This is a genomic window from Aliirhizobium wenxiniae (assembly GCF_014201355.1).
Classification (GTDB): Bacteria; Pseudomonadota; Alphaproteobacteria; order Rhizobiales; family Rhizobiaceae; genus Neorhizobium; species Neorhizobium wenxiniae.
In genome coordinates this window covers 1-24,486 of record NZ_JACHEG010000003.1, presented here as the reverse complement: position 1 = coordinate 24,486, position 24,486 = coordinate 1, and the positions used below count along the sequence as shown (strand labels likewise).

General features: G+C 58.6%; 24 protein-coding genes and 1 tRNA gene. 12 read left to right on the top strand and 13 right to left on the bottom strand.

Going from position 1 to position 24,486, the window contains the following annotated elements:
- Positions 1–51: 51 nt before the first annotated feature.
- The 9 genes from HNQ72_RS30970 to HNQ72_RS15595 all read right to left on the bottom strand — a co-directional run bounded on the left by HNQ72_RS30970 (position 52) and on the right by HNQ72_RS15595 (position 8,007).
- Entirely contained in the window at positions 52–183 is a 132-nt protein-coding gene (locus HNQ72_RS30970) for a hypothetical protein (RefSeq protein ID WP_280518281.1), read from the bottom strand.
- Between the two features lie 91 nt (positions 184–274).
- Entirely contained in the window at positions 275–718 is a 444-nt protein-coding gene (locus tag HNQ72_RS15630; RefSeq protein WP_244654502.1) for a hypothetical protein, read from the bottom strand.
- A 29-nt stretch (positions 719–747) separates the two neighbouring features.
- Entirely contained in the window at positions 748–1,383 is a 636-nt protein-coding gene (otnC, locus tag HNQ72_RS15625) for a 3-oxo-tetronate 4-phosphate decarboxylase (RefSeq protein ID WP_183993186.1), read from the bottom strand.
- 10 nt (positions 1,384–1,393) lie between these two features.
- Positions 1,394–2,671, bottom strand: coding sequence for a 3-oxo-tetronate kinase (otnK, locus tag HNQ72_RS15620; protein ID WP_183993185.1), 1,278 nt, complete (start codon positions 2,669–2,671; stop codon positions 1,394–1,396).
- Between the two features lie 3 nt (positions 2,672–2,674).
- Positions 2,675–3,349 (bottom strand): aspartate/glutamate racemase family protein, encoded by a 675-nt coding sequence (locus HNQ72_RS15615; protein WP_183993184.1) that lies wholly within the window; start codon positions 3,347–3,349, stop codon positions 2,675–2,677.
- 7 nt (positions 3,350–3,356) lie between these two features.
- Positions 3,357–4,778, bottom strand: coding sequence for an NAD(P)H-dependent oxidoreductase (locus tag HNQ72_RS15610; RefSeq protein WP_183993183.1), 1,422 nt, complete (start codon positions 4,776–4,778; stop codon positions 3,357–3,359).
- A 169-nt stretch (positions 4,779–4,947) separates the two neighbouring features.
- A complete protein-coding gene (locus HNQ72_RS15605; RefSeq protein WP_183993182.1) occupies positions 4,948–6,474 on the bottom strand; it encodes a tripartite tricarboxylate transporter permease in 1,527 nt (508 codons plus the stop codon).
- A 22-nt stretch (positions 6,475–6,496) separates the two neighbouring features.
- Positions 6,497–6,943 (bottom strand): tripartite tricarboxylate transporter TctB family protein, encoded by a 447-nt coding sequence (locus HNQ72_RS15600; RefSeq protein ID WP_183993181.1) that lies wholly within the window; start codon positions 6,941–6,943, stop codon positions 6,497–6,499.
- Between the two features lie 77 nt (positions 6,944–7,020).
- Positions 7,021–8,007: a Bug family tripartite tricarboxylate transporter substrate binding protein gene (locus HNQ72_RS15595; RefSeq protein WP_244654503.1), complete on the bottom strand. Its 987-nt coding sequence runs from the start codon at positions 8,005–8,007 to the stop codon at positions 7,021–7,023.
- Between the two features lie 152 nt (positions 8,008–8,159).
- Here HNQ72_RS15595 and HNQ72_RS15590 point away from each other — a divergent pair, with 152 nt between their 5' ends.
- Complete coding sequence (locus HNQ72_RS15590) at positions 8,160–9,098, top strand: LysR family transcriptional regulator (RefSeq protein ID WP_183993180.1); 939 nt, start codon at positions 8,160–8,162, stop codon at positions 9,096–9,098.
- A 71-nt stretch (positions 9,099–9,169) separates the two neighbouring features.
- Here the strand turns inward: HNQ72_RS15590 and HNQ72_RS15585 are convergent, their stop codons facing one another.
- Positions 9,170–10,102, bottom strand: a complete 933-nt coding sequence (locus HNQ72_RS15585; protein WP_183993179.1) for a LysR family transcriptional regulator — start codon at positions 10,100–10,102, stop codon at positions 9,170–9,172.
- A gap of 141 nt (positions 10,103–10,243) precedes the next feature.
- Here HNQ72_RS15585 and HNQ72_RS15580 point away from each other — a divergent pair, with 141 nt between their 5' ends.
- The 7 genes from HNQ72_RS15580 to HNQ72_RS15550 all read left to right on the top strand — a co-directional run bounded on the left by HNQ72_RS15580 (position 10,244) and on the right by HNQ72_RS15550 (position 16,812).
- Complete coding sequence (locus HNQ72_RS15580) at positions 10,244–11,224, top strand: ABC transporter permease (protein ID WP_183993178.1); 981 nt, start codon at positions 10,244–10,246, stop codon at positions 11,222–11,224.
- A complete protein-coding gene (locus tag HNQ72_RS15575) occupies positions 11,221–12,015 on the top strand; it encodes an ABC transporter permease (protein WP_183993177.1) in 795 nt (264 codons plus the stop codon). Before HNQ72_RS15580 ends, HNQ72_RS15575 begins: the two co-directional genes overlap by 4 nt.
- Positions 12,016–12,079: 64 nt before the next feature.
- A complete protein-coding gene (locus tag HNQ72_RS15570) occupies positions 12,080–13,162 on the top strand; it encodes an extracellular solute-binding protein (protein WP_183993176.1) in 1,083 nt (360 codons plus the stop codon).
- Positions 13,163–13,229: 67 nt separating this feature from the next.
- The gene (locus tag HNQ72_RS15565; protein WP_183993175.1) at positions 13,230–14,345 is read left to right on the top strand and encodes an ABC transporter ATP-binding protein; all 1,116 of its coding nucleotides are present in this window, start codon (positions 13,230–13,232) and stop codon (positions 14,343–14,345) included.
- A 7-nt stretch (positions 14,346–14,352) separates the two neighbouring features.
- Positions 14,353–15,072, top strand: coding sequence for an aspartate racemase/maleate isomerase family protein (locus HNQ72_RS15560; protein WP_183993174.1), 720 nt, complete (start codon positions 14,353–14,355; stop codon positions 15,070–15,072).
- Between the two features lie 825 nt (positions 15,073–15,897).
- A complete protein-coding gene (locus HNQ72_RS15555; RefSeq protein WP_183993173.1) occupies positions 15,898–16,101 on the top strand; it encodes a cold-shock protein in 204 nt (67 codons plus the stop codon).
- Positions 16,102–16,302: 201 nt separating this feature from the next.
- Entirely contained in the window at positions 16,303–16,812 is a 510-nt protein-coding gene (locus HNQ72_RS15550; protein ID WP_183993172.1) for a cytochrome P460 family protein, read from the top strand.
- A 727-nt stretch (positions 16,813–17,539) separates the two neighbouring features.
- On the opposite strand, the gene HNQ72_RS15545 is transcribed toward HNQ72_RS15550, so the two are convergent.
- Together HNQ72_RS15545 and HNQ72_RS15540 are read right to left on the bottom strand one after the other, a co-directional pair.
- The gene (locus HNQ72_RS15545) at positions 17,540–18,295 is read right to left on the bottom strand and encodes an alpha/beta fold hydrolase (RefSeq protein ID WP_183993171.1); all 756 of its coding nucleotides are present in this window, start codon (positions 18,293–18,295) and stop codon (positions 17,540–17,542) included.
- 39 nt (positions 18,296–18,334) lie between these two features.
- Positions 18,335–20,107 (bottom strand): cytochrome c biogenesis protein DipZ, encoded by a 1,773-nt coding sequence (locus HNQ72_RS15540; protein WP_183993170.1) that lies wholly within the window; start codon positions 20,105–20,107, stop codon positions 18,335–18,337.
- A 315-nt stretch (positions 20,108–20,422) separates the two neighbouring features.
- Here HNQ72_RS15540 and HNQ72_RS15535 point away from each other — a divergent pair, with 315 nt between their 5' ends.
- The 4 genes from HNQ72_RS15535 (at position 20,423) to HNQ72_RS15520 (ending at position 23,960) form a co-directional block, all read left to right on the top strand.
- Positions 20,423–21,469: an alpha/beta fold hydrolase gene (locus tag HNQ72_RS15535; protein WP_183993169.1), complete on the top strand. Its 1,047-nt coding sequence runs from the start codon at positions 20,423–20,425 to the stop codon at positions 21,467–21,469.
- 97 nt (positions 21,470–21,566) lie between these two features.
- Entirely contained in the window at positions 21,567–22,307 is a 741-nt protein-coding gene (locus tag HNQ72_RS15530) for a response regulator (RefSeq protein WP_183993168.1), read from the top strand.
- Positions 22,304–23,620 carry an ATP-binding protein gene (locus tag HNQ72_RS15525; protein WP_183993167.1) on the top strand — a complete coding sequence of 439 codons (1,317 nt, stop codon included), beginning with the start codon at positions 22,304–22,306 and terminating at the stop codon, positions 23,618–23,620. The genes HNQ72_RS15530 and HNQ72_RS15525 overlap by 4 nt, the downstream gene beginning before the upstream one ends.
- A gap of 145 nt (positions 23,621–23,765) precedes the next feature.
- The gene (locus HNQ72_RS15520) at positions 23,766–23,960 is read left to right on the top strand and encodes a hypothetical protein (protein ID WP_183993166.1); all 195 of its coding nucleotides are present in this window, start codon (positions 23,766–23,768) and stop codon (positions 23,958–23,960) included.
- 199 nt (positions 23,961–24,159) lie between these two features.
- On the opposite strand, the gene HNQ72_RS15515 is transcribed toward HNQ72_RS15520, so the two are convergent.
- Positions 24,160–24,236: transfer RNA gene (locus HNQ72_RS15515), tRNA-Met, on the bottom strand.
- Positions 24,237–24,486: the final 250 nt, after the last annotated feature.

Genomic DNA, 24,486 nt, shown 5'->3' with positions numbered 1-24,486 from the left:
GAGAGTCGAACCACTAACCCACATATTTAAGCGGCTGGTCTCATTGTCGCTTCACGCTGTCTGGAAAAGGCCGAAGACCAGCAGCCAGGGGCCGGACACGAGCGTGACCACGTCCATCATGGCACGAAAATGATGGTCTCCGATGCGGGCCACAAGCGGACGGATGGCGAAGGTGCCGAGCATGAGCGCCAGTCCGTTCGTCGCCCCCTCGCCAGATCGTGCATGGAAATCGCTCCGAACTCATGAAAGCTGACGATCTTCGCCATCTGGACGATCAGCGAAGCGGTCGCCTCGGTGGCGATGGAGGCGCCGCGCACGAGGCCGAGCGCCAGAAAGGCCGGCACACGAGCGGCCCGGTGGAGAGGAACAGTCCGGTCAGGAAGCCGACCACGGCACCAACAACGGGCATCTGCACCAAATTGATCGAGACGATGCCCTTCATCACCAACCGGCGCAGCGGCACCAGCGCCATAATTAAGAGGCCGAGCAGCATTTCCGGCCATCCGCCCGGCAGGGCATAGGCCATGACGGCCTTCCAGGCGATGGAGCGCCACCATGCGATCGCCCGCGAAAGATTGGCCATGATCGGTATCGCCTCGACGACGCCAAACATCGGCACCAGCAATGGCAGAAGCAGCAGGCTCGCACCGGTTCCGATCACACCTCTCAGCGCGCCGGCGCCGAGTGCGGCGCAAAGCAGCAAGATCCACTGTTCCAAGATCGGTCCTCACGCGGCATGGCCCGACCTTAGTTCGGGAAGGCTTCATTCAAGTCGGCGATTGCCTCGCAGGTGAGGCGCGAAACGGGCCGGTCACCGATGAGGAAGACCAGCTTGGCCGTTTCCTCAAGTTCCTCATAGGCGTGAACCGCGTCCTGCAGGGATTTACCGGAAACGATCGGACCGTGATTGGCAAGCAGCATTGCCTTGTGTCCACCGGCGATCTGTCGAACGGCATCCGCGAGCTTGCGGTCTCCCGGCCGGAAATAGGGAAGAAGCGGCAATCGCCCGATCCGCATGATCTGGTAGGCGGTGAGCGGCGGCAGGACATCGGATGTATCCTCGTGGCAAAGGCAGGACAGGGCGACCGCATGTGTGGAATGCAGGTGGACGATTGCACTTGCCTCCGGCCGTTCCTGATAGACAGCCAGATGGAAGAAGGCTTCTTTCGACGGCGGATCACCGACGAGATGGATGCCCTCGGCCGAGACCTTCGATATCTGCCCGGGAGACAGAAAGCCGAGCGACGAATTGGTCGGCGTGACGAGGATCGTGCCGTCCTCCTGCCTCACCGATAGGTTTCCGGCACTGCCATGCGCAAGGCCACGCCCGTAAAGCAGCGCACCGAACTTCACGATCTCGGCACGCAATTCATCCTCTTTCACCCACTGCCCCCTATTTCATCTGCCCTTGTTGCAACTGCTTAAGCGCCTTTGCGAAAAAGTCCGGCGCGCCGAAATTGCCGGACTTGAGCGCCAGCGCAATCCTGCCTTTGCCGCCGATCAGGATCGGTACGCCCGGATCGATTTCGGGGCCGATCGAAAGTGCGTCGAGATCGAGCGCCTGGGCGACCGCGCCGGATGTCTCGCCGCCAGCGACGACCAGCCTGCTGACGCCGCTCTCGACCAGCGAACGCGCCGTCCTTGCAAACAGGTCGTCGAGCGTCTCGGCCACCTTTTCTCGGCCGTAGCGTTTTTGCAAGCGCTCGACTTCCAGCGGATCGTCGGAGGAATAGATCAGAGGTGCATTGCCGCGATGGGCCGCGGCGAATTCGAGGATTGCGCCGACATCGAGCCTACCCGCCATGGCCGCATCAATATCGAGTGCCATGATCGGGTGACCTGCGGCATGAACGGCAATCTGGTGGCGGGTCGTGGCAGAGCAACTGCCGGCGAGGATCGCCTCGGGTCCGTCGACGCCGCAAAATGCAGTGACCGCTCCCGCAGCCTTGCCGCTGCGCAGGAAATTGGCAGGCAGGCCGATCGCGATGCCCGAGCCGCCGGTGATAAGCCGGTGCCCCGCCGCTGCCCGGCCGAGCGTGACGAGATCGTCATCGAGCGAGGCATCGCAGATAACCATCGTCGCCCCGTCTGCCGCAGCCGCATCCAGCGCGGATCTCACGGCCCCGCTTCCGGAACGCACGATCTCGGTATTCACAAGCCCGACCGGATCGCGCGTCTGCTGCGCCAGCCAGCGCCGGATGTCGGAATCCGTCATCGGCGTCAGCGGATGATGGCGCATGCTGGATTCGCTGAGCAGCCGATCCTGCACGAAGAGATGGCCCTGATGAACGGTCCGGCCGACGGTCGGGAAGGCCGGGCAGGCAATCACGCCCTTGACGCCGAGAGCAGTTGCAAGTGCCTCCGCAACCGGCCCGATATTGCCTTCCGGCGTGGAATCGAATGTCGAGCAGTACTTGAAAACAAACTGCTCACACCCCTGATTGCGCAGCCATTCGAGCGCGGCAAGCGATTGCTCGACAGCATCCTCGACCGGCGAGGAGCGGGTCTTGAGCGAAATCACCCCCGCCTCGACGGATCGGTCGGCCTTCACCTTGGGAACGCCGAGATACTGCGTGACCACAAGCCCACCCTGCCCCGGCAACCCTTTTGCAAGCGTGTTCGCTATGTCTCCGGCCCCGGTAAAATCGTCGGCGATAACTCCGAGCAGCATCGTCTAGTGCTCCTGCCTGTGCATCAATTGTTTCATCCGTGTCACCGCGCTGCCGGGCGCGGTCAACACAGCACAATCCACCCGTTCGCCGACCGGACCGGCGGCGCGGGCGGTGGAAAAATGGGCGAGCATGATCGCATCGCAATCGGCCAAAACTAGAGCCGCATCGGCGACCCTTGCATCGTGATCGACCACGTTACCCTGCCTCAGCTTCTCGATCGCACCATCTGCAATGATCGTGCGAAGCTTGGCCGGACTGCCTACCTCTGCCGCAAATTCGCGAAACTCGTCTTCCATCGTCTCGACAGCAGGGGCAAAGGTCGCCACCATCCCGATATTCGAGCCCGCCGTGATCGCGGCGCGAAACATCGCCTCATTCGGCATGAGAACGGGTATCCCGATCTCCGAGGAAAGCCGGCGGATAGCGGGGCCGAAGGCCGAGCAGGTGATCAGGATACCATCTGCGCGACCCGAAACGGCCTGCCGGCCCAGAGCGACGAAACGCTCGCTGAGACCGGGCGACAGTGGCCCGACCTCCCGAGCGCGATCCAGTGACAGGCTCTCGTCGAGGATATTGACGGCCTCGGCCTCCGGCCAGAGCCGCCGCATGGCATCGGTCACGGGCACCATGGCAACCGGCGTGGCATGAAAGAGGAATATGCGTGGCGTAACCGTCATGGCGATCTCACTGCCCGGCCAAGAAGGTGCGGTCCTGCAGCCGGCGCATCTCCCAAAGCGACGAGGCCTGCGGCTCCTCCACCATGTCATAGGTAATCAACGTGCCGGCTGGGATATCCACCTTGGCGCGATTGCCGGTCAGAAGATGGGCGCAGGCGGGGTTTTCAAGCGCGACGGGCACCGCCGGAACGATGCGGGCCTTCAACATCGGGCTATGGTCATTGCCGAAGACCTCTCCCGCCTTGATGTCGCGTGCCGCGACTTTGACGAGATCGTAGCGAGGCCGGTAATCCTCCGATCCTGTATCGATGCCGAGCAGGCCCGCCATCAGCAGCGAGGTCGAGGTCTCGACGCCGCAAAGGTGATAGGGCCGATAGATGACCGCCGTCGTCTCGTCATAGTTCGGGATCTGGCCCTTGGTCACAAGGACATGGTTGGAATAGGCGTTGTCGCACCGGACGACAAGAAAGACGCCGCCGCCGAGCCCGGATTCATCCGGGCGCCGGAGGCAGGTGGCGAGGTCGATCGTATCGACCTGTCCGAAAAGGCCGCCATTGGCGATCTCCGCATAGGCAACCGGGATCTCGGTAATGCGCAGCGCCGCATGGACGAGCGTGTCGACGGCAGGCTTCATGCCGGTATAGTTGGCCGCGACCGTGATTTCGCAGAGATCATAAGCGCCGGGTTGCGGCAGGCGCGCCAGAATATCCTTGCGTCTTGCGACATATTCGGCGGCCTGCCCTTCGGGAATCATGGCGAGCCATTTGCGATCCTCATCGGAGACGGCAACCGTCTCGACATAGGGCTCATGAATCTTCTTGTCGGTCTTGATCGAGACCGTGCCGGCAGCCTCGTCATAGACGAATTCGCCATCGGTTGCCTTGCCGCCGGAAATCACCGTCAGGCCGACAGATTTCGCCCATTCGTAGAACTGAATCAGCAGCCCGTGCTGGTCGCCATCGACCGGCGTGTAGATGACACCTGCTTCCTTCGCCAGGCGCTTCAGCATCGGGCCGACCGCGACGTCGCAATCCTTCGTCACCATGGCCACATGCTTGCCGGCCTCGATCGCCTGCACGGCATATTTCACGCTCGCCTCCGGCACGCCGCTGCACTCGCAGACGATATCGACGGCAGCGATGGAACCGATGAGTTCCGGCTTGTCGGTAAAGATGGAATTCCCGCGCGCAATCTCGCATTTGGCCTGCTCTGCCGTACCGGCATAGGCGACCTTGGCCATATCGAAGCCCGCCTTCTCATAGGCACCGCGCGCGGCATCGATCGAAATGTCGGCGACGGCAGCGACATTCAGCCTCGGCGTGACAGGTGCCTGGGTGACGATGGCAGTGCCATAATTGCCCGCACCGATAATGCCGACCCGTACTTCGGAAACCTTGGCGAAATTTGCGTAAAGATGGTGATATACCATTGTTTTAAGTATCCTTTTCATGCGCGCCGAGTGACGCTCTGGAGGTTGCGGACCTGCCGCCAGGCCGCATTGAATAGCGACGCGCAGCGATGGGCCTGCATCCGGAATGAACATGCGGTGTGGTCAGGCAGCCCGGGCGATCCGAGAGACAAGATCGCCCTTTACCGCCTCAGCCGATTTTCTTGGCCTGCGGCTCGTCCATCTGGTGTTCCTTGCCCGCCCGGTTCTTGAACAGCCAGGGCGAGACCAGCAGCACCACGGTGATCAGCAGGATCACCAGCGCGATGGGGCTCTGGAAGAAGACGGCGACATCTCCGTCAGAAGCGACCAGGGTGCGGCGAATGCCACGCTCCAGGATGGGTCCAAGGATCATTCCGAGTACCAGCGGTACCGGCGGGTAATCCAGCTTCATCATCAGATAACCCAGGACGCCGAAGCCGATCACCAGAGCCACCTCGAACATCGAATTGTTGATGCCGAAAATGCCGAACGCGATGATGGCGATGACCGCCGGAAACAGGTAGCTCGGCCGGACGAAGGCACAGGTGGCGAGCACCGGGGTCAGCACGATGGTGATCGCGACCAGCGCCAGATTGCCGATGTAGAAGCTGCCGAAAATGGTCCAGACGAATTCCGACTGTGTCTGGAACAGCATCGGGCCGGGCTGCAGGCCGATCATCAGCAGGCCGCCCATCAGCACCGCCGTCGTGCCGGAGCCTGGAATGCCGAGCGCAAACATCGGTATCATGTTGCCATAGGCGGCGCTGTTATTGGCGGCTTCCGGCGCTGCAACACCTTCCATCGCGCCATTGCCGAAGCGTTCTGGATGTTTCGAGGTACGCTTGGCGAAGGCGTAGGAGATCATCGTGGCGGCGGTCGCGCCGGCACCCGGCAGGATGCCGATGAAGAAGCCTATCAGCGAGCCCGAGCCCAGTTCACGCCAACATTGCAGCGTGCCGCGCACATCCGGCAGGAGTTCACGGAAGCGGAACCGGTTATTCTCCTCCGGCTTACCGATCGAAGGCGGCGTGGCATACATTTCCGCCAGACCGAACAGGCCGACAGCGATGATGGAGAATTCGATACCGTCGAACAGCCGGACCTCACCAAAATCGAAGCGCGGCAGGCCGACCATCGGATCCAGACCGATCGTGCCGATGAAGAGGCCAGCAAACAGCGACATCATCGCCTTGTTGAGATCCCGGCCGCCGAGCACGCTGACGAGCGACAGCGAGAAGATCATCAGCGCAGTCATCTCGATCGGCCCGAAGGCGATCGCGGCCTGGGCGATGGTGGTGGCAAAAGCGGTAAGCAGGATTAGGCCGATCAGGCCGCCGATGAAGGAGGCTGCAATACTCAATCCGAGTGCCGCGCCGGCCTTGCCGTTTCGCGCCAGCTTGTGGCCATCGATCACGGTCATCGTGGCGGACGCATCGCCCGGAATGCCGAGCAGGATTGCGGTGACCGCACCACCATATTGGGCGCCGTAATAGACGGCTCCAAGTGCTGCAATCGCCGCCGTGCCGTCAAAGCTGACGGCGACCGGCAGCAGGATTGCCACACCGGCGGTCGGCCCGAGCCCCGGCAGGGCTCCGATGAATAGGCCGATGATGGCGCCGACCATGATGGCGGCGAGAACGGAGGGTTGCGATGCTGCGACCAATCCCTCGGCAAGCAAATGCCATGATTCTAGCATGATATCGTCTCTTCTTCAGGGATCAGAGCAGCGGGATGGCGAGAACTACGCCAAACACGAGATAGAGTATGAAGGCCATACCGACGGCGATGGCACTGACGGCCGCAATCGAGCGGGCGTCGCGGGCCCCGAATATGCAGCCGATGGCAATCATCAGCGGCACGGAGGCCACCAGCATGCCGATAAAGTCGGAGAGCAGGACGAAACCGACCAGTGCCAGACTGACCAGCCCGACCCTGACCACTTCCATCCGCTCGACGCTGCCGAGAAAATCGGACTGCCTGATGACCTTGAGAAAATTGAGTGCGGAAAATAGGGCCAGCCCCGCCCCGATCCAGACGGGGAAGAAGCCGGCCGAGGGCACGGAACCCTCTTGATAGCCATAGCCACTTCCCTGCCAGATCATGTAGAGGCCGAGCAGGCCGAAGATCGCGGAAAGACCAAGATCGAATGAACGTAAGGGTATCACCTGCCGCGCCTCCCAAGCGTAGAGTATTTGAATTCTTCTGTGACTATCGGCCCCAAGCTGATCGGGGGCCGCCAATCTCACTTGATTAGACCGAGCTCGCGCATCAGCGTCTCGTAGCGCTGCGAGGTTGCGACGATTTCCTCGCCGAACTGCTTGCTGTCGAGGAAGAGCGGTATTTCGTTGAACCGGTCGACATATTGGCTGCGCCATTCCGGGCTTTCCGACACGGTTTTCATCACGCCCTCCCAATAGGAGACCGCTTCCGCCGGAACATCCTTGGGCATGATGATGCCGCGAAGCTGGGTATGGACGATGTCATGCCCCAGTTCCTTGAAGCTCGGCACCTCGGGAAGAGACTCCATCCGTTCCGCCGAGGTGACGGCAAGGGCCCGCATCTTGCCGGCATTGACCTGTTCGAGGATCTCGTTTGGATTGCCGAACAGAAGGTCGAGATGCTTGCCGAGCACCGCCGCCATCACCTCGCCCTCGCCGTCATATGGCACGACCTTGATCGAGCTGCCGAGTTCCTTGTTGAGGAGATGTGACAGAAGTGCCGGATCCGACACAGCGCCGGCCGAACCGATTGTCAGTCCCTTGGCGCTCTTGAGGTCGTCGATCGACTTGATCTTGGAATCAGCAAGCACAGCCAGGATGTAAGGTGAGCGCGCGATCGCCGCGAGCGGGGTAAAGTCCTTGTAGCTCAGCGGCATCTTGCCAAGCAGCGGCGTGGTGAAGAAGCTGACGCCGACACCGCCGAGATAATAGGGATTGCCCTTACGGGAACTGATGTAGGAATAGCCGACCGCACCCGAACCACCCGGCCGGTTTTCCACCAGCATCTTGACCGGAATGAGCTTCTTCTCGTCAATCACCTTGGCCATCGTGCGCGCGACGATATCGCTGCCGCCGCCGACGCCGAAGGCGACGATGTAATTAATGGTCTCGCTCGGATAGGCACTGGCGTGCGCGAGGCCTGACGCAAATGGCTGTGTTGCGGCAAGAGCTGCGCCACATGCCAAGAGCGTGCGCCGTTTGATGCCACTGTGGGTTTCATTCGTGTCCAAGATATTTCCTCCCGATTTGAACCTCGGCCCTCCAGCCGATACCGGCAATCCCTTCCCGATTGCGGTTTGACAACTTTGGACCCGCCAACGGTGGCAAAGCAAGTATAATAATGATACCGATTGGTATGGTAGAAAGACCAATCGGAGAGCCGATGGATACGATCAACGACGTCAATCTGCGGCTGCTCCAGACCTTTCTCGTCGTGGCAAGCGAAGGAAGCTTTCGGCTTGCCGGCGAGAAGCTGAACCGCGCCCATTCAGCCGTGAGTGTCCAGATCCGTCAGTTGGAAGAACAACTTCAGGTTAAGCTTTTTGAGCGTACGACACGCAGCGTCAAATTGACGGAAGAAGGCGCCAAGCTGCAGGAAAGTCTGAGAAAGGCCCATTTCGAGATCCTCCATGGGCTTCGCGAGATTCGCGAGGCCGCGGATCTGAAGCGCGGACAGTTGTCACTCGCCAGTTCCTCCCATGTAGCATCCGTCCACCTGCCTCCTATCCTAACGCAGTTCGTCAGCCAGTTTCCGGAAGTGGCGGTGACAATCCGGGAGTTGACCTCAACCGATCTCTACGCCGCGCTACGCAAGCAGGAAGTCGATTTCGCCATTGGTCCCCATGGCACCGACCCGACTTTCGAATTCAGCCCCATTTTGGTCGAGCCGCTTCACGCCGTGGTTCACCCCCGCTTTGTCGATCCGGCTAGAAAGGTGATAACCTGGAGGGAAATCGCCCGGTTCCCGATACTCCTGCCTGCCCCGCAGACGGCTATGCGTCGCATCGTCGACCAGGTTCTGCATGACAATGGATTGGTCGAGACAAACCGGTATCAGTTCATTCAGGCCGAGACGATCATCGCCATGGCAGAAGCCGGGCTCGGGATTGCAGTCCAGCCGAGCACGCGGCTGGCCAAACATCCACCGGTGATCGCACGGGTGATGACGTTGAACGAACCCCATATTCGACGTGCCATGTCACTGATCCGCCTTAAAAAACGTGATCTGTCGCCGGCAGCCCGACACCTGGCGGATACCATCATTCGTGAAGTCCGCCGGGTCACCGACTATGTAGAAGGAGAAGAGTTCTTCACGGCTTGAAACAGCTAGGGGGCTAAGCTCTTGAAGCGATGCGAACCGCCGACCATGCAATTCCGATGGAAGCATGAACCTTAGGCAGACCGCATTCTGACACGGCCCAAGCACTGGGCTATCTCCTCCTGCAGCAGTTCAGAAACGATGCGGCCTATTCGCGATAGCGGCTTGCGGGCATCTATTGCGAGGCTCACTGTCTGAGGTTCGGCGCCCTTGTCGCGCAGGGGAATGAAGACGAGCGAGCCGTCAAGGATTTCCGGCGCAGCATCGAGCTCCGATGTGAAGGCGATGTATCGACCGCTGCGAGCAAGTTGCTTGACCAGTTGCAGCGAGTTGGTGACAACCGCCTTTTGGGGATCGTTAAACAGCCATCCGTAGCGCGCATCGAGATAACGGCGAATGAACAGCGCTTTGCTCTGCAGGGCGATCGGATGCTGCGTTGCTTCTTGCAAACTGGTAGTCTTAGCCCGCGCCAGCTCGTGCTGAGGTGACACCACGCTGCCGAGCGGAAGCTCGGCACTCCACAGGACATGCACATCGCGCCTCGGTGACAAGTTGAACGCTGCGATAATGTCGGCATCGCCGGCCATGAGTGCCGAAAGGGCGTCGTCGGGGCTGGAGATTTCGACTTCGAGTGAAATTCGCGGATGGGAACTCGCCAGTTTTTCGATGAATAGCGGCAGGAAGCCGTTGGCATGACTATCCATTGCTACCAGCCGCAGATGTCCTAGATGAATACCCTGAAGCTGTCGGATATCGGCTGCTGCCTTTCGTTCGTCGCTCTTCCAGCGGCGGGCAAGCGCGATCAGTGCATCGCCGGCGGCGGTCAGTCGCATGCCTCGCGGCATGCGCTCGAAAAGCTCGACGCCAAGATCCTCTTCCAGCAGCAGTATCTGCCGGTCGATGGCAGATGCCGCAACGTTCAGCTCCTTTGCAGCCTTCTGGATGGATCCGGAGCGGGCCACCTGGTCGGCGTAACGCAGCGACGCAGGAACCAGCGAACCACGCATATCGACACCTTCAATCCATACTAATTTTTCGAATGCATGATTGCTTATTCTCCGATGGACGGCAACGGAAAATTCGCTGATTGTCACGATCAAGATGACAACGGGGATCGCAAGTGAGCGCTCCATCCAAGGAGAAACGGGATGCAGAGCGTGAATGGAACGATACCGCTTGACCCCCTCCCCAATGACGGCGCGCTCTCGGGCGCTCGGGAGAACAATACGAAGTTCTCGCGGCTTGTTGAGGAAGCGTGGTCGCGGTTTTCATCGACGCGCTACACGGGCTTTTTCCTGGTCCTGCCAGCGCTCCTGTTCCTTGGCGTCTGGTTTATTTGGCCGGTCGTATCGATGATCGCGAGCAGCCTTTCCGCCCATGTGGTCGATGGCGTCACGGTCGAAGGTTTCACGCTCGAAAACTACACTAGGCTGTTTTCCTCCGACCTATATTTCCGCATTCTGGCCCGGACGGTCCGAGTAGCCTTGCTGACCTCTATCTGCGCTGCGGTCTTCGCCTATCCGCTGGCCATCGCGATCAGTCGCGGCGGCCCTTCGCTGGCAAGGCTAGTCACCATCACTATCCTTGCGCCTCTGCTGGTCAATGTCGTCGTGCGCTCCTATGGCTGGCAGACGATCCTCAATAAGACCGGTGCGCTCGCCTGGGCGCTGAAGCAGGTCGGCATCCCCCACCCACCGGCTCTGCTCTACACCGAATGGGCGGTGCTGATCGCCTGCGTCCACGTCTACTTGCCGTTCATGGTCATGCCGCTTGCCTCGGCAATCGCTCGCATCGACCGTAGCGTCGAGGAAGCAGCACGGGTTGCCGGCGCAACCAGACTGCGTGTCTTTCTGAAGGTGATACTGCCCCTTAGCCTGCCCGGTCTTGCCGTTGGCGCTTCGCTGGTCTTTTCGCTGAGTTCGGCCGCTTATGTGACGCCGCAGGTGCTTGGTGGCAATTTCTCGCCGCTGCTCGGTACGCTGATTGAGCAGCAGATCCTGACGCTCAACGATTGGCCGTTCGGCGCTGCGATCTCGACGCTGCTGATCGTCATGGTACTGGCCGTCAACCTCGTTTTCCTGAAAATCGTCAACCGGCGCTTTGCTCGCTGGACGGAGGCCGCCCGATGACCGAGACCGTCAGCCCACTCCTGAAGATTGTCGTTGCAATCGTCCTCGTGATCGTCGTGGCCCCGCTCGTAGTGCCGCTTCTGATGTCTATCTCTGACACAGCCTATATCGTTTTCCCGCCGCAGGGCTTTACCTTGAAATGGTATGCGGCGGTGCTGACCAACCCCGAGGCTCAGGGAAGCTTCCTCTTCTCGCTCGAACTTGCAAGTATTGTTACCATCATGTCGCTGATCCTCGGCATTCCCTGTGCGATCGGGCTGACGCGCTTCAAGGTTCCGGGCCAGGATGCGGTGCTCGGCATCATCCTGTCGCCACTGATCGTGCCGCTGATCGTAACCGGTGTGGCACTGCTGCAGCTGTTTTCGATAATGGGGTCGCGAGCTACCCTGCTGCAACTCGTCATCGGCCATACGGTAATCTGCCTGCCCTATGTCATCCGCTCCGTTTCGGGGAGTTTTGTGCTGACCAACCGCAATCTTGAGGATGCCGCCTCGGTTCTCGGCGCAGCACCCCATGTGGTGGCGACAAAGATCATCTGGCCGCAAGTGCGGCCAGGCATTTTGGCCGGCGGCATTTTTTGTTTCATCGTCTCCTTCGACGACTACCCGATCTCGATGTGGCTGGCCGACGGCAATCACTTCCCGATCCCGCTTTATCTCTACACGGTGATCGAACGCTCGTTCGACCCGTCGATCGCGGCCATTGCCTCGCTGATGATCTTCTTTGCGCTTCTTCTCGTGCTCGTCATCGAGAAAGTCTTCGGGATCAGCCTTGCCAGGCTCGCCAGCTAATCCGTCTGCACATTCGCCGCCTTAAACTCAGCAAACCAATCGTTAAACAAAAAGGGGAAATGACATGACCAATATTTCGAGGCGCACATTCGGTAAACTCGCGCTAGGTGCCACCGCCATCGCCGCACCCCTGGCAGCCCCGATGGGCTTCGTGCGCAACGGCTGGGCCGCAGGCAAGGAAATCCAGATAGGCATCTGGGGCGGCTCGCAGGGAGAATTCGTCAAGAAGAAAATCATCCCGGACTTCGAAAAGGATTTCGGCGCCAAGGTGACCGCCGAGGAAGGCTTCACACTTGCCAATGTCGGCAAGATGCGCGCCACCAAAGACAATCCGAAGTTCTCGGTAATGTTCATCGACGACGTTGCGATTCCGATATGCAAGACGGAAGGTCTGATCGAGCAGATGCCGAAGGGTGATATGCCGGCGCTCGCCAACCTCTACCCGCGCTTCGGTTTCGACGGCTGGGCAAGCGCCTTGGCCATCTCGGTCGGCAGCATGTTCCACAATTCCTCCGTCAACCCGCCGGCAAGCTATGCAGATCTTTGGAAGCCGGAATATGCCGGCAAGCTGAAACTGGTCAGCCCCAAGAACACGCCTTCTGTCTTCTTCCTGATCGTCGCCGCGGCGGTCAAATCCGGCAAGCCGTTTTCAGAGGCCCAGTATCTGGTCGATGACAGCTTCGACAAAGTTGCAGAGCTGAAGCCGAACATCATGAACCTCTTCGACAACGGTCCACAGGCAGCCAACGAAGTGGCTCAGGGCCAGGCTGATATCGGCCTGCTGGAACTGTCGAAATATATCTATCCCTACACGGCCAAGGGCGCTCCGGTGACGATGAGTTTTCCCAAGGAAGGCAGTTTTGCCGGCAACAACTGCCAGGTTCTGGTGAAGGGAGGCCCGAACAGGGACGTCGCCGTTGCCTTCATGAACCGCATGCTGGAAGCCAAAACACAGAAGGCTTTTAGCGAGTTCGCACTTACTGCCCCACCTGTCTCCGGCATCGAGTTTTCAGAAGAAACCCTGAAATACATCGCCTATCCGGTCGAGGAAATGGACAAGCGTGGCCTGTTCACGCCGGACTGGGAGTTCATCAACGGCAAACGTTCGGCCTGGACCGAAAAGATGAACGGCATTTTCTCGGTCTGAGACCACCTTCAACCAGCCGGCCGATCCTGTTCATCGGCCGGCCAGTATCAATCGATGGAGACGGTCTATGAGTAACCCGGCAAGCATCTCTAAAACCGAAGGCGGCAGTGTCACGCTGCGTGGCATCAGCCGCAGCTACGGCGCAAACCAGGTGGTGAGCGATATCAATCTCGAAGCCAGAAGCGGCGAGATCCTGGCTCTGCTCGGCCCGTCCGGCTGCGGCAAGACCACGACGCTCAGAATGATCGCCGGACTGGTTCAACCGACAGCGGGCGACATCGCCATTGATGGCAGGCCGATCACTGACCTTCCCGTTCATCGGCGCAATCTCGGCATGCTGTTCCAGAACTATGCGCTGTTTCCGCATATGACGGTTCTGGAAAACGTCGCCTTTGGCCTGTCGATGCGTGGCGTCGAAAAGGCGGAGACGGCTGAGCGGGCAAAGCGGGCGCTGGCGCTCACCCATCTCACCGGCTTTGAAGATCGCATGCCATCAGCGTTATCCGGCGGCCAGCAGCAGCGGGTAGCCCTTGCCCGCGCCATCGTCTACCGGCCCAAGGTCCTGCTGCTCGACGAACCGTTCGGGGCGCTCGACAAGAAACTGCGTGAGGCGATGCAAATCGAGCTGCGTCAGCTCTGCAATGAGTTGGGGCTCACCACCATCCTCGTCACCCACGATCAGGAGGAGGCGCTGGTGCTGGCCGACCAGATCGCCGTGATGCGCGGCGGTCGCATCGAGCAGGCGGCGTCGGCCCGCGAGATCTACGAGCGGCCATCGTCGCATTTCGTGGCCGACTTCATTGGCACGTCGAATTTTATCTCCGCGACCATTCTCGGCAAACATGATGGCAAAACGACCCTTAAATCTGCCTCCGGGCAGTTATTTGAAAGTCTTGTAGCGACGGAGCTTGGTATCGGCGAAAAGGCCGTTGTCGCCATCCGTCCAGAAAGCGTCCGTCTTTCAGCTACCGGAGAGGCGACGGAAGCCATCAATGCACGAAGCGGCCGCGTGCTGCGAACCGTGTTCAAGGGGCAGACACTTTCCGTATGGCTGGAAATGGCTGGATCTGAATTCGTCTGCGCACTGCCGATTGAGGCGATTGGAGCCTCGCCTCCCCAGCCAGGTCAGATTTGGACCGCAAACTGGTCTGCCGAACGCACCCTGATCGTGCGGGAGCAGTGACATCCTGATGAGTATGACTGTTCCAGCCATCGGCATCATACTGCCATCCTCGAACCGCGTCGTCGAACGCGTCACGAAATCGATTCTCCATGATTATCCCGGCGTCGACGCGTGTTTTGCCCGTGTACCCTATGATGGGCATCCCGCCGACGGATATAATCTGGTCCCGTTCCTGCAGTCTGCAGCCATGCTGGCCCAGGCAAGACCCGGCATCATCCTCTGGAATGCCACCCGCGGTGCGCTTCTCGGGTTCGAGCCGGATCGAACGCTTTGCGCGCTGATAGAGGCGGAGACCGGCGTTGCTGCAACCACCACGGCGTTGGAAACACCTGCCTTGCTGAAATCCCTTGGTCTGACCCGGATCGGTTTGTTGCAACAGGGAGACGCACAGGAAGGAGGGCAGCTCGTCAATACTTTCGCCACGCAAGGGATCGCTATCGTGGCGCGGCGCGATCTTGGCATACGAGACAATTTCGAGGCATCAAGGGTTTCAGGAGCAGAGATCTCGAGGCTGGCTGAAGAGCTCACGGCCGCGCAACCGAATGCGATCCTTATCTGGAGCACCAATCTTGGTGGTCACGCCCTGGCCGGCGCACTGACAGCAAAGCTGAAGCTACCGGTTTTCGATTCCGCCACGATCGGCACGATTGCTGCGCTAGAAAAGGTGGCCTTGGGATACCAGAACCTGGACAGCAAGAGATCATCGGCCGCGTTCAAGGCCTTATAAAACTAGCGGTGGGCCGTAGAAACGGAACGGATGGGCGCTAACTTTTTGGTCTTGATGGGAGAGGAACCGACGACCACGTTGTCTCGAAGCCATCTGTCGGCTACGGATCCTTGCGGGTCCTGATTAGTGGTTAAATCCTCGAGCTTTGACCAACCAAAAAAGCCGCCTTGAAGGCGGCATTTTTGGTTGCGGGGGCCTGAACACAGGGAGACTTGTAAATTCCTTCACTTTTGAAAGGAGCCGAACCTGGGACCCTGAGAAGAACGGCGGCAAGAATATAGAAATTTTTCAGTGAGATATCTTACCGCGGAAGAAAGCTTGCGAACGTAACGCTAAATACCAACGTTCACCCGCCGCCGGCTGTGCATCGAGAAGCCCATCATCCGAAATATGAACGATGTACCGGCTCGCGCTTTTCTCGGCACGCCTAGCTCAGATCGGTCGGACACTACATCATTGACGCGCTTAGTTCCTCATCCATAACACTTCTGAAAAGCTCCAGTGATTTGATTGAACTTCGCAATTGCACGACAATTTCAGCAATCGCATAAGGTCGTCGCCTAACAGGATTTGCCAGACTTGGTCGGGTCATTACCTGAACCATGGAGGAACCAATGACTGGCAACACATCATCTCAACTCGAAATCCAAAGCACACACCTTGCATCGTCGCCTAGGCTCTCATTTCCTGAAAGGTGTCTAAGTATATACAGGATGAAGTGTACCTGCGTCTCAGCCCACCCACGTGGCTGCGGACCGAACATGCCTTGCTGGGAGCCTGTGCGATCGCTAATCCTTTTCGGCGCTTTCAACCCAAGAGGATAAGATGGCAACTGGTACAGTAAAGTTTTTCGCTCAGGACAAAGGCTTCGGCTTCATCAGCCCGGATAGTGGTGGACCGGATGTGTTCGTCCACATCTCGGCTGTAGGCTTCGGCGCTTCCCTGAGCGATGGTCAAAAGGTCAGCTACGACGTGGGCCAAGACCGGAAGACGGGAAAGTCGAAGGCTGAGAACGTTAGCGTCCTCTGAGAATAAAATCCGGTCTCGTCGAAAAGGCGAGATCGGGTCAAATCGAACCACATTAACGTTGCTCCGCTTCGAACCGGCGGCCACAGATGGCGAACAGTTACAACGCAACTACAGTGCGATACATAAAAGTGCCTTTATGAAATAACCCAGACACCCTTCGGGTAATAACTGCCTCATCATTGTCAGCAGGTAGGGTTTATCATGAAGAGCTCCCTTTTCGTTGCGATCGCATTGACGATCACAGGCGTAGGCATGGCTGCATCTTACGTAGCATCCGCGGAACCTCAGCCGGAGAATGCGTCGCCAATATATGGTGTCACGCTTCCCGAGGGTTACCGGGATTGGAAGTTCATCGCGCCTGCGCAGGAAGCGCCTCCCCTGGATGAGTTACGCGCCGTCCTGGCAAACGATGTTGCAGTCGAGGCCTACAAGGAGGGAGCGCTGCCGTTTTCGGATGGCTCTGTCCTCGTGAAGCTCGCCTACAAGCGACAACAGTCAACCGAATTTCCGCCGGCAACAGTGCCCGGAGCTCCGACGACGGTTCAGGTTATGGTCAAGGACTCGAAGAAATACCCAGACAGCCATGGTTGGGGCTTTGGCCGCTTTGTAAATGGCAAGCCGGTTGACGTTGCGCAGCATGAGACCTGTCTTGCGTGCCACGTGGGCAATGTGAAGGATCACGACTACGTCTTCACACGCTATGCTCACTGACAGCTGACAAGATCATGCCGTTTTTCGAGCGTGAGGCTCTGCTCTGGGCAACGCCTGTAGGATATGGCGTCATGGACGTGATCCCGATCACAAAGCCGAACAGTTTTGCCATACCGGGGATATCATACCCATCCCTCACCCGATTGCCCTGTCTCACTTTTCATGATCGAGGCCTGACGGTCGGCCTGTCCTCAATGATACTAACCTCTGTTTCGGTCAGGAACGCGGCGGCCACGTCGGTCGCAATGACGCGAGTAAAACCACGCTGTGCAAATTGGAAGCCGGCGAATTACCCCTTCCGACGACGTATGGCCGTCTCTGGGACACTCCATGTTTTGCGCCAATATCTTCCAGCCACGGCGGGTGAAACCTTCGGAATGCAATCGTGAAACTGGGCGTGGACCTAGCTTATCTCGATTCTTGATCGACTGACATCGGTTCTGTACACGAAGCAGAATGAGTGTCGGGCTGCACGCGCCCGGTTTATGTCCGCGCTGAGGCCGCTCTGCCAAATGCCGGATCACTGTCTAACGAGAGTTATTGCGAGCAAGGCTTGCCTATGTTCTCGGAGGTTCTGTTCCGGCCGGCAAAAGGCCTATGATGGAACCATTTTTGATGGTCAGGCACGACGAGACATTTCTATTCAGGGATTGACCGACGCCTCTTCAACGACTGATCTTTCGGCCGCTCCGAAAAGGGCGGCCGAGTTTTCTCCTAATGTTCACCGCTACTTCGCGGATTGGCGAGCTGCCTCTTCAATCACAGCTGCTACTTTCTCCGGCTGAGACATGAAGACCGCATGGCTTGCATCGATTTCCGTGACCTGACTGCCTGCGCGTTTGGCCATATCGCGCTCCAGCTCCGGGTTGATCGAGCGATCTTGAGTTGCGACAATTGACCAGCTCTTTTTCGTCTTCCATGCCGGCTCACCCACCTTTGCCGCAAAGGCATTTTTGGCGGCAAAGACCTGGCTTTTCGCGAGGAAGGCCGCATCCTCCCCAGGCAGATCAGCAGCAAAATCCTGCGCAAAGGCCGCGGGATCCAAGTACAGGAATTTCCCGTCCCTGGTCTGCTTGATCGAGTTTCCTGCGGGTGGCTTTGATCCCGCAAGGTCGAGCAGGCTTTCGCCCTTTTCGGGCTGGAATGCAGCAACATACACCAGTCCGGCCACATCCGGCCTTTTGCCTGCCTCCGAGATCACCATACCGCTGTAGCTATGGCCCACGAGCAGACTGTAACCATCCTGAAGATCGAGCACCCGATTGGTCGCTGCGACATCATCAGCAAGCGACGTGATCGGTTCCTGCACGATGGTGACGTTGAAGCCTCGGCGCTCCAAGATTTCGGTGGCTTTGCGCCAACCGGAACCATCGGCAAGCGCGCCATGAACAATGACGATATTTTTCACTTCCGCAGCCTGAACTGCGGTGGCGATGATGCTGGTTGAGAAAGCGAGAGCAAGCGTAAACAAGAGCCGTTTCATAGGGTTCTCCTTAAGGTTTCCGAATGTGATTAAGCAGCGTCAGCCGAAGGTGAAGGCGTAGGCCTGCACACCAGGATCGAGGAAGCGAATGGCGAAGGTTTTGGCTTCGATCACGCCGGACTGACGGACGAGCTGGTAAAGACGAGTCGACGTGACGATGCCGTTGCCGTCCACGTCGGTATCGGCGCCATGATCCGCACCGGGCGGGTGACCGTTGATCGTGATCTGGAACCGAACGGGCTTACCTACTGCACCCGGCCCAAGCACCAGATGCAGGTCGCGAGCATTGAACTTGTAGGTGATCCCGCCATCTGGACCGTCGAGTGCCGCGGCTTCAGCGCCGACCGTCCAGATGCCGGAAAGCCCCCACTTATTCAGTCCTGGGGTCGCGACGGAATAGTCGCGGGACTGGTCTGCACGCAGGCTCTCATTCGATGCAAAGCCGGCAGCTTGTCGGTAGCCGATATAGGTCTCGCCAGAGCGGATGTGCTTCAGGTCCGGGCCGGCCTCCGCACCTTTTGCCTCTGGCGTGACCGGTGCGCTTTCAGCTGCGGCACTGCCAGCTTCACGCAGCAAATCCTGGATGGCCTGCTCAGTCTGTAGATAATTGCCCTCACCGAAGTGATGATACCGGATCTGCCCCTTTGCATCGATCAGATAATGCGCCGGCCAGTAGCTGTTATCAAAGGCGCGCCAGATCCTGTAATCGTTGTCGACGGCGACCGGGTATTCAATCTTGAAGTCACCGATGGCCTGCTTGACATTGTCGACCTTTTTCTCGAAGGCGAATTCAGGAGCATGGACGCCGATTACGACAAGTCCCTGATCCTTATATTTCTCCGCCCAGGCACGGACGTAAGGAATGGTTCGAATGCAGTTGATGCAGGAATAGGTCCAGAAGTCGACGAGCACGACCTTGCCGCGCAATTGCTCGGTAGTGAGCGGTGTCGAGTTCAGCCACTCAACGGCCCCATCCAGGGATGGTGCGCGACCTTCGACAGGCAGTCCCGATGTGAACGGGGTGGCACTCGACGGAAGAGCACTCGAATTGCTCGCGACTTCAGTTGCGGGTTCAGCATCCTGATTTGCGTGGAAACGATCAAGAACGGCTTGCTCGAACGACGTGGTGCTGGAGTAGGACAGCCGCGCAAGAGCGCCAGTATCCAGTCCAAGTGCGATAACCGTAACACCCGCAAGAACAGCTGCACCGAGAAGCTGGCGGACGCGCTCACTAAATCCGAGGGATCGCTTCAAACCCGCAAAAACCTTGCCTCCAAGTAATAGGGCTATTGCAAGCGAGGTGGCTGCGCCGCCGGCATAGGCGGCAAGCAACAAGCTTGTTTCGAGATTGGCCCCCTTGAGTGCTGCGCCCGTGAGCACCAGACCAAGGATCGGCCCCGCACAGGGCGCCCACAAAAGACCGGTGGCAATTCCCAGGATCAGAGAGCCTGCGATAGTCGGAATAGCCCCGGGCCTCCCGGTGGCATTGGCCAGACGGTTACCCAACTCAACGACCGGTCGGGTGACGATGCTCGCCGCACGGGGTGAGATAAGGCTTACGCCGAAGACGGCCAACAATGCTAGGGCGGCAAGACGTCCATATTCATTCGCGTTGATTGCCCAGCTGCCCCCAACCGCGGCCAGCGTAGCAACGGCGGCAAATGTGGCCGCCATGCCTGCGAGCATAGGCAGTGTGCTGCGGACGAATGATTGTCCCGCACGCGCAAAGACAAAGGGGAGGATAGGCAGGATGCAGGGGCTGAGGATGGTCAGCGCCCCTCCAAGATAGGCAATGATCACGAGCGTCATCATCTTTTCCTTTGAAAGAAGATTTAGGGCTCTGGGCGGCGATGGCGCGACCAGCAATGTTGCCAGTGTGCGGATCTCGCGTATCTCGGGTGTGTCCGGTCTCGGCTGGATTTGTATTCGAATGTAGAAGGGGCGCTTGGACAAAATGCGGGGCAAGCAGGTAGCGCCTACTCTCATGGAGGCGAGAAAATTGTATCAAAGCGTATCTAAGGAGCTGCCTGTTACAGAAGCATTCACAATGGATTTGCTCAAGACACATCGAAGATACATGCGCCAGGCTTTTTGCCGATCATATCAACACGGATCGGAGAGAACCCCATGAGCACTCAGATTGATCTTCAGCGTCGCCGTTTCTTCGGCGTTGCAGCCATGACAGTTGCAGCCGTCGAACTCGGTGCCACCGGATTGGCCAATGCCAAAACGCCCGCCACAGCGACTTCAGCACCATCCATGACAGGGGCGCACACGTCCTTCGGCTCATTGAAGCAGATCGACGCTGGCGTTCTCAACATTGGCTACGCCGAAGCCGGCCCCGCGGACGGTCCGGCTATCCTGCTGCTGCATGGTTGGCCTTACGATATCTATAGTTATGTCGATGTCGCGCCCATCCTCGCCTCGGCAGGATATCGGGTGCTCATCCCCTATCTGCGCGGCTATGGCACGACCCGCTTTCTCTCCGATGACACGCCGCGCAATGGCCAACAGGCAGCACTCGCCTCGGACATGATTGCTTTTCTGGATGCGCTGCAGATCAAACAAGCCGTCGTGGCAGGCTACGACTGGGGAGCGCGCACCGCCGACATCATGGCTGCTCTCTGGCCCGAACGTTGCAAGGCTTTGGTTTCCGTGAGTGGATACCTCATCGGCAGCCAGGAGATTAACAAGAAGCCTCTGCCTCCCAAGGCAGAGCTTTCCTGGTGGTACCAGTTCTATTTCGCAACGGAACGCGGCCGTGCAGGTTACGCCGCCAACACCCTCGACTTTGTCCGCCTAATCTGGGAAACGGCATCGCCGACCTGGAAGTTCAGCGATGAGACCTTTAATCGCTCCGCGTCTGCTTTCGACAATCCAGACCATGTGGCCATCACCATCCACAACTACCGCTGGCGGCTTGCTCTGGCAGAGGGTGAAGCAAAATATGATGTTTTGGAGAGTCAGCTTGCGAAACTTCCGGTAATCACCATACCAACAATCACCATGGAGGGCGATGCCAATGGCGCGCCTCATCCCGCTCCGTCCGCCTATGCGTCGAAATTTTCCGGCAAATACGAACATCGCGATGTCGCCGGTGGCATCGGCCACAATCTGCCGCAGGAAGCACCTGAAGCTTTTGCCAAGGCCGTTCTGGACGTAGCCAAGCTTTAAGCTTGCCGAGACCCGCGAACAGCTATCTTACTGGATCGGCCCGGTAAGTTTCGCTGTCGCGGGCTTCTTCTTGACCTTGGGAAATTGAAGGCTTCCAATGGAACACATCGATCATATTCTTGTCGTCGATGACGACAGAGAAATCCGGGAACTCGTCTCAAGCTACCTTAAAAAGAACGGCTTGCGGGCATCGCTGGCGGCCGACGGTCGACAGATGAGAACATTCCTGGAGGGCAATACGGTCGATCTGATCGTGCTCGATGTGATGATGCCGGGCGATGACGGCTTAGTCCTGTGCCGCGAATTGCGGGCCAGCAAGCATAAAGCCACACCGGTTCTCATGCTCACTGCTCGTGACGACGAAATGGACCGCATCATCGGACTTGAAATGGGCGCCGACGACTATCTGTTGAAACCATTTGCGGCGCGCGAGCTTCTTGCCCGGATAAAGGCGGTGTTGCGCCGAACCCGGATGCTCCCGCCAAACCTTCAAATCAGTGAGGCCGGTCAACTTTTGAGGTTTGGCGACTGGCGTCTCGATACCATCGGTCGCCACCTCATCGACAATGACGGGACCGAGATTGCGCTTAGCGGTGCCGAATACCGTCTGTTACGTGTCTTCATAGATCACCCTCAGCGTGTTCTGAATCGCGACCAGTTGCTCAACCTCACCCAGGGGCGTGATGCCGAGATCTTTGACAGATCGATCGATCTCCTGGTGAGCCGCGTACGCCAACGGCTGGGCGACGACGCCCGCGAACCGACCTATATCAAGACGGTGCGCGCCGAAGGTTATGTCTTCGCGGCTCCCGTCGAGATAACGGAGCCGAGGGCATGAGCAGGGGGCATCACCACATCGTAGGCTGGCCACGTTCGCTGCGATCTCGACTTTTCCTGATCCTGTTTGCTGGCCTTGCCATTGCCTATGGCCTGTCATTCAGCATTTTGTTTGCAGAACGCTACATGTCGGCCAAGGCCGTGATGCTTGGCACCCTGGAAAGCGATCTGGCGACCTCTATCGCTGTCATTGATCGCTTACCCGCCGAAGAGAGATCCAACTGGGTCGATCGCCTGAGCCGCGGTAACTACCGGCTTGTTCTTGGTCCAGGCCTTCCGGGCGTGTCCGACATGTCCGGCCGGGGAGCGGAAATTGCAGAACGGATCGAAGAGGCCGCCGGTCACAAGTTCCCTCTCAAGGTTCAATCCATCCCGGGAGACGGCAAAAGACTTCAAGCTCATCTAACACTGTCTGATGGCGCGCCGCTAACAATCGACGTTACACCTCGTGGTGTGATGCCGCTTGCCGAGTGGTTGCCTTATGTCTTTGCTGCGCAAATGGCACTTCTGCTTCTATGCACATGGTTTGCGGTACGGCAGGCAATCCGCCCTTTAAGCGTTCTGTCAGCAGCTGCAGAGGCACTCGATCCGAGTAAGCAGGGAGCACCGATGAGCGAGGGTGGACCAACCGAAGTCGCCCATGCCACCCGTGCCTTCAACGCCATGCGCAACCGGATTGCGCATTATCTGGAGGAGCGGATACAGATCCTTGCAGCGATCTCGCATGACCTGCAGACACCGATCACGCGTATGCGGCTGCGCGCCGATATGGCTGATGATACTCCGGAGAAGGAAAAACTCGTCAGCGATCTGCGCGAGATAGAACGGCTCGTGCAGGATGGTGTCGCTTACGCGCGTAGCTCCCATGGTAGTGGAGAGAAGACGTCTCGCATCGACCTAGCCTCCTTCATCGACAGCATCGCCTATGACTATCAGGACACTGGAAAGGCCGTCTCGGTGCTCGGTGTTGTGCAAGGTATAGCGATTACGAAGCCGCATGCGCTTCGCAGAATCCTGACAAATTTCATAGACAACGCCATCAAATTTGCCGGCAGCGCCGAAATCTCTGTCGGACGAAGCGATGGAGGAAATGTCATCGTGACCGTGCTGGATCGCGGACCGGGAATACCTCCCGATATGCTGGATAGTGCCATGCAACCATTCTTCAGGATCGAGACTTCGCGAAACCGTGACACCGGCGGAACTGGACTTGGGCTTGCGATAGCCCAGCAGCTCGCAGCGACCATCGGCGGGTCCGTGCGGCTTTATAATCGGCTTGGCGGCGGGCTCGCAGCCGAGGTGAGCTTTCGCTGATTCCACTCACAATGAAGAAGGCCCACGTCCTGCGGCTAGGTTGCGATACAGTTGAGCAGTTTTGAGAAATATGCCGGATACGCCGATGCGTCAGAACAAGGGGGTAAACAGCGCCGCATCGGGCGGCCAGTTTAAGGAGCCCAATATGACCACGATCGACAAAGTTCTCTATCCCGGCCAGCGAACACCCGAGAGCCTCGACACGGACGAAGCTCTGCCCACATTCAGCGTTTCGCGAATGCCGCAGCCACTTCAGCTCGGCGGTCCGATAGCAATCGATGGAGAACACTGCCGCCGCCGTCCTATTACGGTTTTCCTCCCGATCAGGCGGCGACGATAGGGCTCTCCCATGCCGTCGACTATGCCTGACGATCCAAACTTACACGTCCTTCATTCGTCATGACCGTGAATACAACGGCAGCCAGAACCCCTTGGGGAGACAGTTTCCTCAGTGGCTCGGTTTAGGCCGAGGAGCTACATCGTCGGGGAAGAAGAAGTCTTCCCGCCAGCGATATCTTTTGGGTTCGAATGGGGATTTTTGGTTGCGGGGGCAGGATTTGAACCTGCGGCCTTCAGGTTATGAGCCTGACGAGCTACCGGGCTGCTCCACCCCGCGCCAAGCGCAAACGAGTTGTTTGCGCGGTATCGTCACAGCTTAGCTGTGAAGCTTTGTGCCGGAGCAAAACCTTTAGGTTTTGTCTCCTGTAAGGAGGGCACCGGCCAAGACCTGTGTGCTTTCCTTGCATACGTTTTGTTCTGCGTTGTGCCTTTAAACGACGAAAGGCCGCTTTAGGCGGCCCAATCGGTAATTCGGCTTGGGCCGAGGTTGTGTCGAGAAGATTGTTTCCGCTGTTATGCGGCATTGC